Raw genomic sequence first — 16,963 nt, forward strand, 5'->3', positions numbered from 1 at the left:
GCCCGGCGTAGCCCTCTCATCATGGTCGACGCTCCACTTCCATCCTGTTCGCCGCGCGGCACTCCGGCGGCAAAACGAGGTCTATGTGCGCCTAGCCGCGCTTGGCCCCGAACGCCGGGGATCAAGGGCATTGGTTTGGAATACGCCAACGAAGTTCAAGGCGGCCGATCCTGACACGCACAATATAGGGAGACGCGAATGTTGATCGAAGGGACGCGTTAATGCGAGACAAGTGTGAGACGAGCTGAACAGCAGATACCCTGACGCGCAAGATCAAGTACCAAGAAGGGCTCCGGATCAGTCTCGCACAGCCCGCTACCGACCGTTGCGTCGCGTCTTCGCGCGGTCACCGCGAGACTGGTCATGCTTCTTCAGCGCACGCCCAAATGTTGGCGATGTTCTTAACAAGTACCAAAATGCCGCACCGGCCGGTGCAGTGTGCGGCACCCCGTCGCCGGTTGGCTGCGACGGGGACATCCCACCTGTTATCCACCACATCGCAGTGATGAGGCGTAGCCCAAGCAGCGGACATCGTGGTGAGGCGGCGCGGTTGTCAGCGCCAATTCGGTCGTGTCCGGCGCGGCGGAGCCTATCAGAGCGCATGGCCAAAAGCGAGAATGTCGGCTGCGAATAGCCCGACCTGAGTGTGGCTAGTGCCCTCGGCAGAGCGGACGCGTGAATATCCGCTCGCCAATCTAGCTTGCGGGCTTCAACAAGCCGGCTCTAGGCAGGTTCTCCAAAGGGCATTCTGGAGCTCATTTTTGTGACCGGCATGCAACTTGCTGAAAGATCCGAAGGCGAGCGAGGCTTTGTGACAGCAGTGACATCATTCGCCAATGTCGCCAATACGGGCGCATCGTGAACATTGTAAGAGACGGCGCAATTGTGAGGATGCTGACAAACGCTAAACATGCCGCCGCCGGGGTCCACGACGCGATCGCGCGTTTGGTCCGCCGGGTCCTGCGATTTCTTACTCGGCTTTCCGAGCAAATTGCGCCATTCGGGCCAATCGATCCGGGCCTCGATGGGGCGCCCCGTGAGCCGCCAACAAGCGATCCGGCAGGCGGTCTGAATGGCGCCTGGACCCCAAAGCGCCAAGTTCATCGAAGCAGCCGTACGACCCAATAGAGCGGATCGAGGGAAGTAAGGCCAACGACAAACCGTTTCACTCACACTAAGAGTTTCGGATGGATCATCAGGTGTGCCCTGTGCATGCGCCTGTTCAGGTGGTTTCTCAAGATGCCGGTAAGACGCCGCGTAAGTTCGTGGTGGATCTGTTCCGGCAAGTGTTCGCGAGGTAAGAGCGCGATGCTTACGCCCTTTCCATTTTGATCGAACAGAATGACAAAGCGGAGTGCGGCCCCTTTCCGCCATCGGTTGTAAAGGCGCTATCGGTCAGGTGGCCGCCCTGCCGCTGGCGCCCTCGCTGCTGTGCGAGGGGCAACCTCATAGTCGAGGACACCGCGCTCGGGCCGTATTGCACCGAGTTATCCAACCTGCGGCTAGGAGCCGTTGACCAACGGCTCGCTCGAAAATTCAAGGGCAATGAGTGAGTGCGATGGCGCCGGATGGGACAAACGTAAACGTTTTGCAAAGCCGGTCTCGACGATTTTACGAATGAAGGCTGCTTTAAGCTTACCTGGACTATTCAACAATCGTGCCGAACCTCTCCATATTTTGGCCGGCCCCGCCGTTAACACACCGCCGCGAAACGGGAGTGGTTTGCGATGGACGATGTGATTGGTGAGATTGCCGGACCGAGGCTGAAGACGTTCGGGCGGCGCAAGATGACGCCGCGCGTATGCGTGGTGGACAGCAAGCGCCATCTGCGCGCTTTCATGAGCGAGGTGCTAGAGGATCTCGGCTTCGTCACCAGCGAATGCAGCAGCGCGAGCGAGCTGCGAGCTATACTCGCCGCCGATCTGCCGGACCTCGTCCTGCTTGGCATTGGCGCCGATCGCATCGAGCCTGGCCAATTCCTGGAAGTTCTCGTACGCACGGGATTCCAGGGCAAGGTTCTCGCTGTCGGCGCGCGAGATTCGATTGTCGTGAAGGCGGTGCAGCAGGTCGGCGGAGAATATGGACTTGGAATGTTGCCGCCGCTCACGACGCCCTTTGCGGCCGACACACTCCGCGACCGCGTGACGATGCTGCTGCCCGAGGAGCCGGCCCCGAGCCCGGCGGTGCATGTCGGCGAGGCGCTACATGGGGGGTGGCTCGAGCTGTGGTATCAGTCGAAAGTTGACGCGCGCTCGCTGGTTCGCCGTGGTGCCGAGGCGAAGGTGCGCATGCGACACCCGACCTGGGGCGTGGTCCCGCCAGCGTATTTCATTCCGGAGGGGCATGACCCATTTTTCTGCGAATTGTCCGAGTTCGTGATCGAGCGCGCCCTGCAGGACTGGCATTATCTCTTGGAACGGCAGACCGCGGTCGATCTTTCGATCAACCTGCCGGCACCGTATCTGAGAAAGCCGCAGGCCGTCCGCGACCTCTGCCGCCGGATGCCGATGCACCCGGCCTTTGGGGGGCTGACGATTGAGATCGCCAGCGATGAGGCGATCAATGATCTCGAGTTTCTGGCCGAGATCGCTCGCGAGATGAGCTTTCACAATATCGGTCTGTCGATCGACAATCTCGGCGCAAATTGGCCGGAGCTGATGGGACTGGACAGGATTCCCTTCATCAAGCTGAAAGCCGACCGGCAATTCGTGGCCGGCTGCGGCAATGACCGGCTAAAACGCACGGTGTGCCGTCACATCGTCGAGCTCGCACAGGGCTACGGCGCGCGCGCCGTCGCTGAAGGCATCGAGAGCGGGGCTGATCTGGCGACCGTGAGCGAGCTCGGTTTTGACCTCGTCCAGGGCTATCTGTTCGGCAAGCCGATGCCGCTGAAGAAGTTTGCTCAAGCCGCTTTGACGCCGACCATGATGCAGCAGGAGTGAGCGGCGACGGCTTACATATAGCGGAGCGCGGAGAACACCCGGACGACCAACAGCGTTGCCGCGACGACTATAGATGTGATGTAGCGCGCACTGAGATCATACGTCCATATGAAATTGGGCGGGGGGCTCGTGGAACAGCTTCTGTTCGTGCGACGGCTTCAGTCTGGAGACGGTGATCACCTGAAGCGGGATGGAGCTAGTCTGAATCGATTTTGGAAATCGAATCAGCGCGTTCCGATTCACCGTGCTGGCCGGATAGGAAGCGGGCATGAATGAGCAAGCCATATTCTCTGGGTTTTCGAAAGGGCGTAATAGCCGCGATTGAGGACTGTTGTCCCACAATCGGGCCGCCAAGCAGTTTGGGGTGGCCGACAGCACGGCGATTGGCTGCTTGTTTAGACGCGCGCGATGAGACCGGCAGCGTTGAGCCCGGCGAGATCGGTGGCCCAGGCCAAAGAGGATCTCGGGCGAGTATGCTCAAATCGGCGGCTTTGATTAGTTGCGACAGTCAGACCGATAAGGAATAGATCCCGGCTTACGATCTGTAGTCCGGCGTGGCATTCAGTGTCGCGCTTATGGCAAGGCAAAATAGCCGTCCGAAATTTGCGAGGTCTAAAGGCGCAGAGACGCGTTACTGTCTCTTCGGCGTTCTGTTTCCGTTGTGTGAGCTCAACTGCCACGAAGCCAAACAAGGTCCGTAAGGAGCATTTAAGTTTTCAGGCGGACCAAACGGAGGTCATCGCCGCAACAGCCTGAATTGCCGCCGACTACAAGCTTCGAAAATTGAGGGATTGAGTCCGTGGTTAAGCTGCCTCGGAGGTTGCATCGTTCACCTTTTGCGCTTCGGCCGATAATCCAGGCCGTGGCAGCAAGTGATCAAGCTCATCAAACAAGTCGCGCATTGAACAACTCCAAATCGCAAAAAAATGATCAATTACCCGTTGAAGTGGCGGAGTGTCGTTATATACTATTTTAAGTAGATATTGTTCTCGAGGCGGTGGGTCTTGTCCGCTTCGCGAGCGCATGCAGCGAAACAGTTCCGATCTCTTCTGTGCAGAGGTCGCACGGGTTGAATGAGGACGACGCAGTCATTGTTGGAGGATTTTCCAAGCATCAGTTCTGAGACAAGGCGAACCTTGCGCAAGCTCGAAAAGAAAGCTGGTTTCGTTTCATGGACTGGACATGGATTGCGTCTATGATCTGCACTGTTGATGAGGCTGCAAATCGATGTGGTGGCCCTATATGCGAGTATTCTTTGAGAACGGCAATGGCTGTGTCGACACGCAGAGGAACGCTGGATTCTAAAATACTGGTGGTGTGTGTCAGGGGGCGGCCGCTTGATTGAACAGTAGTGAGCACGCTCAGATAATTCGGATGCGTATTATCAAGATTGTCTTGCCGGTTTGTCGCCAACCACCGCCGCGGAGCGTGTTTAGACAGCAGAGAGAGGCACCGTCATGAGTGGAAGTATAGCTGTTGATAGCGTTATTCCGCGGGCAAACATCGTCAAGCACGCGGATCGGCTTGGTGCCGAAATCAAGAACATCACGCTGTCTGGCGATTTACCTGACGATGTCATCGTGGCGTTCCGCCAGCTGCTGCTAGAGCATAAGGTCATCTTCTTCCGTGATCAGGGGCATCTCGACGATGCCCAACAACAGCGTTTTGTTCTGCGACTCGGCTCGCTGGCACGGAATTTGACAATGGCGGACACGATGGGCGGTTTAGCGATGCCGCAGGAGCTGCCTGATCGCGCCTGGAGTTATCTCAATCAGATGGACGATGAGCGCGTCCGCACAGCCATCTCGGTGCTGCGGCTCGCAGCGGTCCCGCCTTCTGGCGGCGACATTGCTTGGTCGAGCAGGGCGGCTGCATATCTTGATCTTCCCTATCCTCTGCGGATGCTCGCAGATAATCTCTGGGCTGTGAGCTTCGGGGTATCTGATCTCACTGCGACAGAGAGGACCACCGAAGCCAACAAGCGGCCTTGGTGTGGCGTATCCACAGGAACGATATACGAAACGGCATATCCGATTGTTCGGGTTCATCCCGAGACTGGCGATCGTATGCTCTCGCTCGGTCGTTCCATACAAAACTTCGTTGGCCTGCAGCGCTATCCCAGCCAAAAATTGTTTGAACGGCTGCAGTCCTATCTCATCGCGCCCCGGAATACGCTGTGCTGGAAATGGAAATCAGGCGACGTCGTAATCTGGGACAATCGCGCGACTGAGCCGTACCCCGTCAGCAAATCCAGCAGCCCTTACTGGATGATGGACCAGCTTGCGATTGACGCCCGCGTACCGCGCGTGAAGAGGCCAAAATCGAGGGCGGCAAAGGCGGCCTGACATTGTCCACATCTCCCGGATCATGTGAGGCGCCCGGAGACCCAAGTCCAAGTTGTGCGCGAGGACGGCTAACGGGCGCAGCTGCCACCTGTTAAGCTTCTTCCAGCCCTAATAGGATTAATCTCAGGCATCGTCTCTGCTTCGCCGGTCAAACCGATGACGCTGCATTTTTGATGATCTGACATCTGTTGGCTCTAGCTCCGCGAGCAGCTCCCTTTCATCGTCTCCGGGACAGTCAGGCCCAAGGTTGCTCACACCCAATTCAGACCTGTTCGCCAACTGGCGAGGCGCCCGATGTCCGTGATTCACATTGCGCCGCCCCGGCAGAAACTATCCCGTGGCGATTGCGCCGGCGTCTTAGGTGTGAAGAACAAGCCCTCAATCGGACCTTCTAGGAGGCCCTAAATTGCGCCCCTCCAAGCGCATTTCAACTCCCCGATCTCGGGCCAGCGGAAAGGTCTCATGGTCGAGCCGTACATGAGGTTAATCCTTTCGCCCGACAGCTCCTGGGGGCGAATCTGCGCCCATGCTCTTACGCACCAAGGTAGTAAGGCCTTCCATGCCCTTGCAGAAGTCTTTCAATTGGGCCATTGCGATCACCTGAGGCCTAGCCGACAAACCGACCAAAGCTCTAACCGGACTCTTCGAAAACTTCGGTTTCAGGCCACCGTCGGCAGGATTACGCGAGCAGCGCAGACCCTCAGTTCGAAGATGCTTCGCCTTATAGCAGGCCGCTCCCAGGGAGCGCCAAACGGAACCCTGCTGGCAGTACATCGGCTGGAGGAGGAGATTGGAATCATCGGATATAGATTGATGAAGCACGTGGGCCGCTCCGGCTCGATTCCGCTCGACCCTTAGCGACGTGGCTCAATAATCACGTCTTGTTTCGGCCAAGCCGTGCCGGCTTGCGCCCTCTGGACATCGGCTTGGGCGGCATTGCGCCTTTAGCCGGCTGTGTGAATAATTCCGACAAGTGAATACCCAAAGTCGTGGCGATGCGTTCCAAGAGATCGATAGTCGGGTTCTCTTTCTTCTGCTCAATGCGCCCCATGTATGAGCGGTCGATCCCGGCATCATAGGCCAATCGGTCTTGCGGAATGCCGCGCTCTACGCGGATCCGGCGCACATTCCAGGCCACAAGCGCACGAGCGTTCATGCGCAGAGGCAGCCATTCCGATGATTATGAAACCACTGGTTATAGCCAGACTATTACAATAAGCTGGGACCCAACAGTGGCTGTCCTCCCCAATTGTCCGAGAAATCAGGCAATGGTGAGGTGCTGACGAGGGTAGCGCGCGCCGTCTTCTCGTCGATCATCGCAAGCGCTCTGCGCGGGCAATAGCTTGCGATTAGCAGCAGAGAGGGCCACCGCGCTCGGAAATACCTGCGCTGTTTTCGGTGCGCCGCGACTGGATAGGACGAATGTTCAGTTAGAGCTCGAAAGGGAAACGAATATTCTCCAGCTGGCAGATTCTGGTTATTGCCTTTCACACGTCTGACGGGTCGTCACCACGAAGCACCATGACCTTCCGCTAAAACAGCAGGGACAACCCAGTTACGGGGCGCATGTGTAATCGCTTCCAGTGTGGACTACGTTGAAAAAGAGAAAGCGCAGCATGGAACCAACAGGCCAATGTGAGCCGATATGCGATTGCGTCTTGGCGCGAAAGGAGATTGGCGTGCGACCATTGGGTAGGTACCAAAGCGACCTGAAATTAGTTATCCTCGCTCTGATTTCGGTAGATTTTTCAGCTGGGTAGGAGTTTAAGCAGTGCCAGCCGAGCCGAAGATCGCAGAATTGGCGCCTTGCGTCGACGAGCTCACGTCCTATGACAAGGAGCACGCCGTTGCCTACGTGCGACTTCTTGATGCCGACGCTGACAAGGCAGATTGGCGTGAAATCGCGCGCATCGTGCTTGGGCTTGACCCGACCGGTGAACCGGATCGAGCCCGACGCACGTTCGAAAGTCATCTGACGCGGGCCAAGTGGCTAGCGGGCAAGGGCTATCGTGATCTGCTACGTAGCGGTTGGCCAAAACAATGATCAGCGCGGATGTCGCCGTTGTCGCAATCCTCGTAATCGCAAAAGTCGATTGTTCCATCGATTAGTTGTGTGGAAGACGCGCACACGATACGCAAGCAGCCGGAAAGCGCCACAATCATCGGCTGCATTTTCCCGCGTCTGAATATTATGCGGGAAAGGTGCGATGGCGGATACTGACTGGAGATCTGAGGAAGCGTACAGCGTCCTGAACACGGCAGATGCTGCCGACCTGGCCTGGGAGTGGCTGCGCCGGGACGGCGACTACCAACAGGACTATAAGCGGTTATGTCGCCGCGAACGTTCAAGCGCAGCGGCGGGCGAGTTCCGACGCAAGTGGGGACTCTCGTTTTCCTGCTGATCCGCAAACCACTTTCGACAAGCAAGCCGTCTTTTGGGCACCTGAGGTGCTGCCGACGGTACTGGCTGTGCGGGCGGCTGGCCGCATTGCGCCCAAAACGTATCAGCTCGATTTGAACAATCTGCCCGGCGGCGAGCTTCGCCCTGCGCCGGATGGATGGCATGCGATCGTGCCGCTCGGGGGCACGAAGCATCGCCTTTGGCTAAGAGAGCTTCCGCGGAGCGGATATGCTGTCGCCGTTGATCTGCCGCTCGATGCCGATTTCGAGCTCCGCCTTCGGGCCGCACGTCGATTTTGGCTTGCCCTTCAACGTCGGGCGCTCGGAGATGCCCCACTTGCTTTGCCCGCTTCGAAGCGGCGTCGGCTGATCCTGGCGTTGCGCGCAGTGGACGGATGGCAGCAAGGAAATAGCTATCGCCAAATCGCGCAAGGCCTGTTTAGAAGTCATCGTATTGCCGAGCGCGCCTGGAAAACAGACGATTTGCGCAGCCGAACCATTCGACTTGTTAAGCTGGGGCAGCGGCTCATGCGCCTACGCTGGCGAGCATTGCTCGCCAGACGCAGGGGCAGGGGTGATAAGTAGTGGGTTGCGGCGCGATAAATGGCCTGTCTTCCGTGCTGTCAGCCAATTCTTCCGCTGCCTGGCACGATGTGGATAGGATAAAGGCTTTGCGCTCCGATATCTCATGTCTTGATTGCTGCAACAGAGGGGCGCTACTTCCTTTTTTGCGGACTATCCTCGAACAATTGTCTTAAACTGAGCGCTCGCGACCTGAGGGCATTGATCTCTCCTGCACGGATTGGGGGACCGCCAAGCCTCAGGCCGCCTGCGCAGGTGCTACCTTCTTGCAAAGACGAGCCAGCCATCGACAAAAAGAATGTGCGATCTCGGGGTGCGCGCTGCGATCTACGGCATAGGCGCGATATCGCATGCCACTTCGAGTGCGGGTGCCGGGGATGATCTGCAAAGCGCCCCCTCTGACCAGATCTCCGACGATGATTTCCGGCGCGACAAGAAGGCATTTTCCCGTCATGACCGCCGGCAGAGCAAGATAGTTGTGATCATACCGGGCGCCCACTCGTATGTCGCTCGAAGACAAATTCATGGCCCTCAACCAGGTCGGTAGGATGTCGGGACGGGATGTGACGTTCAGTATTGGGGTTGTGCGAACGATCGAGAGCTCTCTGCCTCCGACCAGAGTTGGCGGGCCGACGCACACGAGCTCCTCTTTGTAAATCTCCCAACTGTCGGCGGGTTCGATGACGGAAAGATCCCGTGTAATCAAAATATCGAAGTCATCCGAAGATGTCGGGGGCGCCAGCGAGCTGATGATGTCTACGATAACGCCACCAGCTTCAGACGAGAAAGCCTGCAGATTTGGAATAAGGATAGAGAAAGAAAAGGTCGACAGTGACGTGCGGACCACGATCCGATTCGTTCCTGCGCCTGCACGGCGCCGCATTCTCTTCGCGGTGAAGCTGACGGTTTCGAGCGGTTCAGACACTGCATTTGCGAATAGCCTTCCGAACTCGGTTAAATCGCTGCGCCGTCCACGCCGCTCGATGAGATCAGCACCCAGATAATCCCGCAGTACAGCCAAATACCGGCTGACCGAACTTTGCGTTGTCCCCAAAATGGTGGCCGCGCGCGTGACGCTGCCTTCGCGGGCGACCGTCACAAAAGCTCGGATGGCATTTAGAGGAACTTCATTGTCTCGAGCCGCCATTGTCTGCTCCGGCGCCAGAATCAAAGCCCATTACAATATTCGATGCGCATGGCCGGATCGCTGCGTGTCAGCGTCCGAAACGCATAAAATCCTCTTATGAGCGCGATACCTGCGCCGGTCGCGCACGACATCAGTGTCTCAGATGGTGTTTGTCAGACTTAAGTCCTTTTGCCGCGTGCCGGCTTCGGCTTGCGGCCTTTGGGTAAGGTTGCAGGTGGCGGGGCGCCCTTGGATGGCCGAACAAACAGTTCGGAAACAGCTACGCCGAGCGTTTCGGCAAGGCGATCAAGAAGATCGACTGTCGGGTTCGCTTGTTGGCGCTCAAGTCCGCTCATGTAGGAGCGATCAACTCCCGCATCGTAAGCCAATTGCTCCTGCGGAATACCGCGCTGGACGCGGATCCGGCGCACATTGTAAGCCACAAGCGCACGAGCTCTCATGCGCGAAAGCAGCCATTTCGACGATAATCAAACCACTGGCTATAACCATCCTAAAAACATCACCAGGATTGAAGAGTATGCGTGCCACCCTATCGCGTTTCCCGGACGCTACGGAGCGGCCCGCACATGGGCCGGTATGTCGACCGTCTTTCAATTCGCGGCAGCGCAGGATTTCCGGGCGCTGGCCGAAGTTCACCCGAATTGCTGCTGCCTTGGCAGCGGTTCGATTCCGCTACCAAATTCGCACGAAGGGCCTCAAGGCAAACAAAGATACTCACTGAGACAGGCGATGTTCCTCCATTCATCGAAATGGAGTTGCAGCTCCGATGAAATGAGCCGGCGCAGACGACCGCGATCGCAGCGACAGCCGGTCAGCGATTTATACTGGATCAGCGCAGACGGCGCGTTTCAGCGACCCTAATATTTCGTTCATTCTCTGGACTAGGAAAATTTCGTCTACCTACAACATCTCTGGGAGCGTTCCGCAGGCGGCCGTCAGCCTGATAAGGAAATTTGGGTCTCCAGTCCGTTCAATAGGCACGACGGCGAACTCTTTTGGCTCAGGCTCAAGGAACGCGCGGGGGCGATCAATTTGCGACGAGTTCAAATCAACGCGATACGCAAGTCGCAACCTACTTTGTCGGCACGCAGTGATAAGAGTGGCATCCCCAGAGCAAGCCTCGTAGCGTCTCTCGTACGCGCGGGCGATGGCTTGAGGGCAAGCGGCGAGTAGTCGCGAATAGGGTCCGCCACTATGAAGTTGAACAGATGGCCACGCGTATCGTTCCATGATGCGTGAGGGCGAGGGAATTTAGATTCGGTGCGCGGTTGAGATTAGCTGAGAGATTTCGGCTTGGCGTTTTCCGGCTATCCGAATGCTGTGGGCCGGCTTACCCCTTAAGTCACTCAGCTGAGGGACTTCGATGTTGCCAAGCGGTGCCCGAGCGTGAGGACGGTGTCAGGAAAGAGTTGTTGCAGAACAGCCGAGAGCAGCGCAGAAGACTGGCGCCATGGCAAAAGAATCCGATGCTGCTCCGGCTAACACTATGCTAGCGAAACGAGCGGGTGGCTCAGCGACCGAGTAGTGAAACCTGAAGGCGCTGTTCCTGGCCGATGCCGCAAGTCTCTGGGGCGCTGGCCACCCTTGTTCCTGGAGATGCAACCCACTCGCAGTGCAACCAAGTGGTATTGCCGAGAGGTACCGCGGGGCACTACGCGTATTAGTGGGAAAGCCTTCAAAGACGCTGTCCCTGCCACGCGCCGCTAACCTTGGCACCAGCCTCGCCCCATTCGGTATCAAGCTGACACCTCGCCTCTTTAGAATGCCGCGAAGTTGTAGGCTGCCGCGCCTGCGCTGCAGATTGAGGTTAGCTGGAACGTGACTCAGCGCTGTCCCATTCTGGTCGTGGCGCTCTCTCTGCCACGACTCGCTAACCCCAGCGGCTCTAGTACTCACGCTAGCTTTCCAAAAGCTGACGAAAGCTGCGCGGCAATTCACCAACCAAGAGCAGCTGTTGTGGCCGAATGTGGACTCTCGATGGGTGGTGCCGGCTCAAGTGCCGGGAAATCGGACAGTTACGCCAATCACGAACCGTAGCGAGCCTGTGGGCGCGCTGATTGCGGGTGGCATGCAGACGATGGCAGGTCCTCTACAAGAGTAGGTAGGTGCCAAAGTGAGCGCGGGGTCCTAGCGTCCTCCTGTTCCTATGCCGATCATCGAGCCAGAAGCGAACACCCAGAAGGTCATACGGAGACAACCTTACGACGTGCGGAATCAGGGTGGTTGCGCATGCACACCTCGATGACGAGCTCCGGCGTTCCGATTTGAGCGCCAAAGAAGGCGACAAGGGCGGGGCGCGTGACTACGGAAAATCAATCAGCCAAGAAGCACTCGAGGGAACGTCAACCGGTCGACGCGACCACGGCGATCAATTGCCTTGCAGGTTCGAAGCCGGTGAGAGTTGCGCTGAGGCACGGCGCAGACGAACTCACATATGAGGCGCTACGATCAAGATCGGATGCCCTTGCAACGACCTTACGAGAGCAGGGTGCTCGCGGCGCGATTGTCGGCTGTTGGGGAGAGCTGGACCTCGACTGCGCGATCGCTGTCATCGCAATCTTGAAAGCTGAATTAACGTACCTACCGCTCGATCCATCATTGCCGGCTTCCCGTACATCCTTCATGATCGAGCAGAGCCGCTGTACTTTGTTGATGGGCCGAGAGCGGCGGCCGGATTCGCTCAGCCCATTTCAGGATAGCAGAAAGGCAGCTCCTCAATTCGTAGCTATAGAGGCGGCCCCGTCCGGGGGGCATACCTCGTCTGTTGTGCCATCGCCGTTCGTGGATGGACTTGCCTATATTCTGTTTACGTCTGGTTCGACGGGCCAGCCTAAGGGCGCAATGATCGAACGCGCCGGCCTAAACAATCATTTGGCGGCAAAGCTCGATGCTCTGAGTCTCACTCAGACGGATTGCGTCGCGCAAACGGCGTCGCACTGCTTTGTGCTTTGGCAGCTTCTTTCTGGGCTTTGCGTCGGAGCCTCGACATCAATCATCGATAATGCCACGGTGAGATCGCAGTCGTCGCTCCTTCAAGCAATTCAACGATGCGGCGCTACGATCGTCCAACTCGTTCCGTCGCTGCTGGCAGTGTTTGTTGAATATCTGCAGTCGCTTGCCGCGGCAGATCGAGCCATGGACGGCTCGCGGATTGTTTCTACGATCGGAGAACCACTAACGCCCGAACTAGCGCGTGCGTGGCTTGCCTTGTATGCCCGCGCTTCCATTCTCAATCATTACGGGCCGACCGAGTGCGTCGACAGCGTGACGTATCATCTGGTTTCCGAGGCGCCTGCGCTGGCTGAGCCTTATGTGCCGATCGGCAGGCCAATTCAAAACGTTGAGGTTTATGTCGCGAACGGACAACCGCAAAGGACCACCTTGAGATTGGTCACAAGCAGCGCCGAACCGATGCCTTCCTTGCTGCCAGCTCGCTGGCGTGAGTCTTTTTCGGTCGTGGCGTTGTGGAACCTCTATGGTGCGACGGAATGTGCGTCCAATGCAGCCGTGCACCAAAAATCAGATGCGGATGACAACTCGGTGCTTATCCCGGTGGGGCGGCCAACGGACAACGTCAAACTCTACGTGGTCGTTTCGCGATTGAAGAGAGTGCCTCTTGGAGCCCCTGGCGAACTGTGCATCGCGGGCCGCTGTCCGAGCGCCGGGTACTGGCGGGATCAAGACCGGACTGACCGCTGCTTCGTGCCGAATCCGTATGATGGCGGACAATACAACGTACTTTATCGAAGTAGGGAGATCGCACGCATATCAACCAGCGGCATTCTTAAGACTTGCGGGCGATCGGACAACCAAATCAAGGTGGTCGACTTTTCCCTTGAGGCTCATCCCGCAATGGCAAAGGCCGCGGTCTTCGCAGAAGGCTTCGATGACGATCGCCCATTGACGGTGCCCGCTCGCCACAATCTAAGCTCTGGAGAGAGTCTTGGCCCACCTGCGCAATAAGTTGCCATCTTCCATGGTTCCCGCAGCCTTCAGGTTGGTTGATAGTGTCCCCAAAACGCCGAGCGGAAAGCTAGACCGTGCTCGTCTATCCTCCCTTCCTTACGGCGAGATAGAAACCAGTCCATCTGCTGAGCCTCGCACCAGGAACGAGCGAGTTCTTGCTCGGATCTGGGAGGATCTATTATGCGCCGAGGGGGGCGGAATCGACAGCAGCTTCCTTGATATCGGGCGCGATTCTCTTCTGAGCGTGCGTTGCGTCACGCTGGCGCGCAAAGCCGGGCTGAATCTCGCCGGAAACCAACTTTACCGAACGCCGACCACCGGCGCTCTGTTCTTCTTGCGCGGCGGCATCCTGAACATCAAGAACCTGGACCACGCTCTCGCTCATGTTATCGAGAAGCACAAAGGCCTCGGGCTGCGCTTTGCCCGAACCCAAGATGGACTAGGGCTGGGGATTGGGCCTTGTCCGACCGAGCGCATTGTGGGAAAGATTGATCTCGTCCGGATGGTCAGCCCAGACCAGCGCAGGACAATCGAGATCGTCTCGGCAGAACGTCAACACATGTTTCGGTTTGACGGTCACACGCCTCTTGTTCACATCGCTGCGTCTCGTGCTTCGGAAAGCGGCGATTACTATCTCCTGGTGCTGATGCATCATGTCGTGGCGGTTGGGATCGGCTATCGGCTATTCTTGGAAGTATTGGAGGATGCCTACAACGCTCTTGCTACAGGCCATGGTGTGAACGGCCCCGAGGCCGTACAAAGGCTCTCTTCCCGGTTGAAGCGCCTCGAGAATTACGCGGACAGCGAAGCACCAGACGAAATCAAGTACCGTGAGGATATTGACTGCGATCAATTCAGCTTGCGCGTCAGTGACGCGTCATCGCACGGCACGAGTGTTGAAGGAAGCGCGAGAACGGTTCACGATGCAAGTCTCGGACGTCGTCGGGAGGATGCGAGCGGCCGTTCGCTCCGGGTAGATCAGGCCAAGTACCATCTTGAGATCGAACGGGAGGCGACAGCGGGTCTCCTTAGTAATGGGGCCAGATCAGCGCCTTGTCAGGTCTTTGATGCGTTTCTTGCTGCTCTGTCCAGCGCGTGCGGAGCGTTGTTCGACAACTACTCGCTCTGGATTGATAGCGTGACCTGGACACGAGGTCGGCTGTTTGACGATTTCGATTCATCTCGGATCATTGGCCTTATCAGCGAGCTCGTTCGGCTTCCATTGAATGTCAGCGGCAGCGAGTCGCATTCCTACCGTGCTCGTTTGATATACCGGCAGCGGAATGCGCTGCCACGTGAGGGAATAGGCTTTCTGGCCCTGAAATTCCTAAACCGAGATCCAGTCGTGCGGTGTCGGCTCGATCACCTGCCGCTGCCTTGGGGTGAATTATCGCGCCGGTTTGCACCGCCATTTCGCAGGCTGTTTTCTAGACACAGACTCCTACCCACTTCGGACCGGCTGACACATGATCCGAGCAGGGCCGATTATGAGGTGGCCGCCATCTTTGCACGGTCTTGCAACAGGAGCTGATGCAGATGATCGATGAATTCTCAGCGCTCGCACGTGTGAACCATGAATGAGCGCAATGCAACGCGAAAGAAAAGCCGGCATGTGGATCTCTCGGACCAAAAGCTCCCGAGGCTTCTTCTGCGGCTTGCCATTCCATCTGTTATCGGGTTGTCGATTAACGCGTTTCAGCAGGCCCTCAACGCTATCTTCGTTGGCTCCCTCGGTGCGCAGGCGATCGCTGCCGTCAGCATGACTATGCCGATCATTTTTCTGCTCGGGGCGGTGGGAGAGGGGATCGGTGTGGGTACTGCCTCCTTCATATCTCGTCATCTTGGTGCTGGTAATGAGTTAGAGGCGAGCCGAGGTGCCAGTACGGCGCTTGCGCTCGCCGCTCCAATCGGGGTGATTATGACCATCGCCCTGCTTGTTACCCTACGAGGCATCTTCGTCACGCTCAGGGCAAGTCCAACCATCCTGCCCATCGCGCTCGACTACGCCACGATCCTCTTGCCGGGGTCTACTTTGATGCTCCTAAACATCGTCAGCGGCTTCATCGTAAGAGCTGAAGGCAACACGCGATTCAGTATGTGGACGATGCTGACAGCTTTCATACTGAACGCATTGCTTGATGCAGTTTTCATTTTCTTGCTAGGCTTGGGTGTACGAGGCGCGGCCCTAGCGACGCTGATATCACAGATCGCCGCTATAAGCCTCTACATTGCGTATTTTGCCACGCGGCTCGGCACGGTGCTCGTCAGCATATCTCAGGTCTCCTTACGAGCAGATCGTATCGGGCAACTCGCGCTCATTGGAGCGCCAGCGACGACGACAAGTATCTTAGCCGCTCTTGCCGGTATGTTCTTGTACGGAGCCGCTGCGCGCTTCGGTGACGATTTCATCGCGGCGGTGGGAATTGCCGTAAGAGTCCTGACAATCGGAGCACTGCCTATCACTGGAGTCTGTATCGGCTCTCAAGCTGTCCTGGGGTTCTGTTGGGGCGCGCGCGACCTTGCTCGTGTAATGAAGGTTGCGAAGTTTATGCTCTCTATCACCGTTGCGCTTTCTTTTGCGTATTCCGCAGCCGTCATGCTTTTTGTTTGGCCTTTGGTCAGGTTATTCAGCGATAGCGACAAGGTCACCGAAATTGCCGTCTCGAGCTGCATCGTCTTTCATCTGTTTTTTGGCCTTTACGGTATTCAGAGTTTCGTAACCACAATGCTTCAGTCGCTGGGGAGAGCACGCCTCAGCGCGGTGGTGTCTTTCGCCAGGCAGGGGTATCTCTTCATACCGGCGGTACTTCTATTCCCTCTCATATCGGGCTTCAGTGGAGTGTTGGCCAGCCAGGCAATTGCTGAGCTCGGCGCTGGAATGATCGCGTTATTCGTCATGTTGCGCGAGTTCGCTGAGCTCAGGCAAGCAGGACCAGCATATTCAGAAGGGAATCAGAGGGCTCCTTGAGTTGATCCGGCATCAGCTCGCGGCGAAACAGCCAGCCGTCATCCTTCCGGGCTGGTTGCCGAAGCACTGCGACTGGAGAGTGTACCTCCGAATGACCTCAACTTCTTTGCATCGTCGCGCTCGCCGATTGATGTCCCGTGCTGATAAAGCTGATCGCGAGCGGCCCATAGGAACCGCACCGATGGCTTCGGATCCCTTCGAGGGGCGCGCTCGCCCCCGTAATCGCCGATATGGAGAAGCTCACCTGCGTGGAGGCTCGCCGCATCCACGTCGACAAAGAGTACCGCGGCCACAACCACCCGCACCGGTCAGGGTCGGGTCAGGTCCGCCGCGTCATGGCTTCCATCAGTCGCGAGATGACGCGCCGCGCGGCTATTGACCTGTCATCGGCGAGGGCAAGGCCGAGCACCGCATGTACCGCAACTATCTCAAGGGCGGTGTCGGGGCCGCCTCAACGCTATCCTCGCCGCGGACAGCTACAACTTCGGTCTGGTCCTGCGATTGCTTGCGGACTCTTGCGTGCCATCATCCAGGACTTCGCCAAAAACTGTCCCGGCTCAAGAGCGCTTAGATTAGCGCGCGCCCGCGTTTCTTCACAGCGGACCCGGGAGAG

The 16,963-nt window shown here is 57.5% G+C and carries 12 protein-coding genes and 1 pseudogene; 10 read left to right on the forward strand and 3 right to left on the reverse strand.

What is annotated here, in order from left to right; genetic code table 11:
• Positions 1-1,727 precede the first annotated feature (1,727 nt).
• Both XI04_RS08420 and XI04_RS08425 read left to right on the forward strand, forming a co-directional pair.
• On the forward strand, positions 1,728-2,942 hold the full coding sequence (locus XI04_RS08420) for an EAL domain-containing response regulator (RefSeq protein ID WP_271623564.1): 1,215 nt from the start codon (positions 1,728-1,730) through the stop codon (positions 2,940-2,942).
• A 1,457-nt stretch (positions 2,943-4,399) separates the two neighbouring features.
• Positions 4,400-5,287, forward strand: a complete 888-nt coding sequence (locus tag XI04_RS08425; protein ID WP_271623565.1) for a TauD/TfdA dioxygenase family protein — start codon at positions 4,400-4,402, stop codon at positions 5,285-5,287.
• 874 nt (positions 5,288-6,161) lie between these two features.
• Here XI04_RS08425 and XI04_RS08430 read toward each other — a convergent pair.
• Positions 6,162-6,443, reverse strand: a complete 282-nt coding sequence (locus tag XI04_RS08430; RefSeq protein ID WP_271519284.1) for a helix-turn-helix domain-containing protein — start codon at positions 6,441-6,443, stop codon at positions 6,162-6,164.
• Positions 6,444-7,058: 615 nt separating this feature from the next.
• On the opposite strand from XI04_RS08430, the gene XI04_RS08435 reads away from it, so the two are divergent.
• From XI04_RS08435 to XI04_RS08445, 3 genes are all read left to right on the forward strand, one after another.
• Positions 7,059-7,331 (forward strand): DNA -binding domain-containing protein, encoded by a 273-nt coding sequence (locus XI04_RS08435; RefSeq protein WP_271623566.1) that lies wholly within the window; start codon positions 7,059-7,061, stop codon positions 7,329-7,331.
• Positions 7,332-7,494: 163 nt separating this feature from the next.
• Positions 7,495-7,689: a transcriptional regulator domain-containing protein gene (locus XI04_RS08440; protein WP_271623567.1), complete on the forward strand. Its 195-nt coding sequence runs from the start codon at positions 7,495-7,497 to the stop codon at positions 7,687-7,689.
• 67 nt (positions 7,690-7,756) lie between these two features.
• Complete coding sequence (locus tag XI04_RS08445; protein WP_442869393.1) at positions 7,757-8,272, forward strand: DUF2285 domain-containing protein; 516 nt, start codon at positions 7,757-7,759, stop codon at positions 8,270-8,272.
• A gap of 235 nt (positions 8,273-8,507) precedes the next feature.
• Here XI04_RS08445 and XI04_RS08450 read toward each other — a convergent pair whose 3' ends face one another.
• Positions 8,508-9,416: a LysR family transcriptional regulator gene (locus tag XI04_RS08450; RefSeq protein ID WP_271623569.1), complete on the reverse strand. Its 909-nt coding sequence runs from the start codon at positions 9,414-9,416 to the stop codon at positions 8,508-8,510.
• 158 nt (positions 9,417-9,574) lie between these two features.
• On the reverse strand, positions 9,575-9,856 hold the full coding sequence (locus tag XI04_RS08455; RefSeq protein WP_036012081.1) for a helix-turn-helix domain-containing protein: 282 nt from the start codon (positions 9,854-9,856) through the stop codon (positions 9,575-9,577).
• Here XI04_RS08455 and XI04_RS08460 point away from each other — a divergent pair.
• The 5 genes and pseudogenes from XI04_RS08460 to XI04_RS08480 form a co-directional block, all read left to right on the forward strand.
• On the forward strand, positions 9,855-10,277 hold the full coding sequence (locus tag XI04_RS08460; RefSeq protein ID WP_271623570.1) for a hypothetical protein: 423 nt from the start codon (positions 9,855-9,857) through the stop codon (positions 10,275-10,277). The two genes, XI04_RS08455 and XI04_RS08460, sit on opposite strands and share 2 nt — an antisense overlap.
• Positions 10,278-11,714: 1,437 nt before the next feature.
• Positions 11,715-13,379: an AMP-binding protein gene (locus XI04_RS08465; protein ID WP_271623571.1), complete on the forward strand. Its 1,665-nt coding sequence runs from the start codon at positions 11,715-11,717 to the stop codon at positions 13,377-13,379.
• Complete coding sequence (locus XI04_RS08470) at positions 13,360-14,913, forward strand: phosphopantetheine-binding protein (RefSeq protein WP_271623572.1); 1,554 nt, start codon at positions 13,360-13,362, stop codon at positions 14,911-14,913. The genes XI04_RS08465 and XI04_RS08470 overlap by 20 nt, the downstream gene beginning before the upstream one ends.
• A 42-nt stretch (positions 14,914-14,955) precedes the next feature.
• Positions 14,956-16,350 carry an MATE family efflux transporter gene (locus tag XI04_RS08475; RefSeq protein ID WP_271623573.1) on the forward strand — a complete coding sequence of 465 codons (1,395 nt, stop codon included), beginning with the start codon at positions 14,956-14,958 and terminating at the stop codon, positions 16,348-16,350.
• A gap of 209 nt (positions 16,351-16,559) precedes the next feature.
• Positions 16,560-16,926 (forward strand): annotated as a pseudogene (locus tag XI04_RS08480) (IS5/IS1182 family transposase); the annotation flags it as partial.
• Positions 16,927-16,963: the final 37 nt, after the last annotated feature.

It is taken from the genome of Bradyrhizobium sp. CCBAU 11430 (assembly GCF_028128855.1).
In the GTDB taxonomy this organism is placed as follows: Bacteria; Pseudomonadota; Alphaproteobacteria; order Rhizobiales; family Xanthobacteraceae; genus Bradyrhizobium; species Bradyrhizobium ottawaense.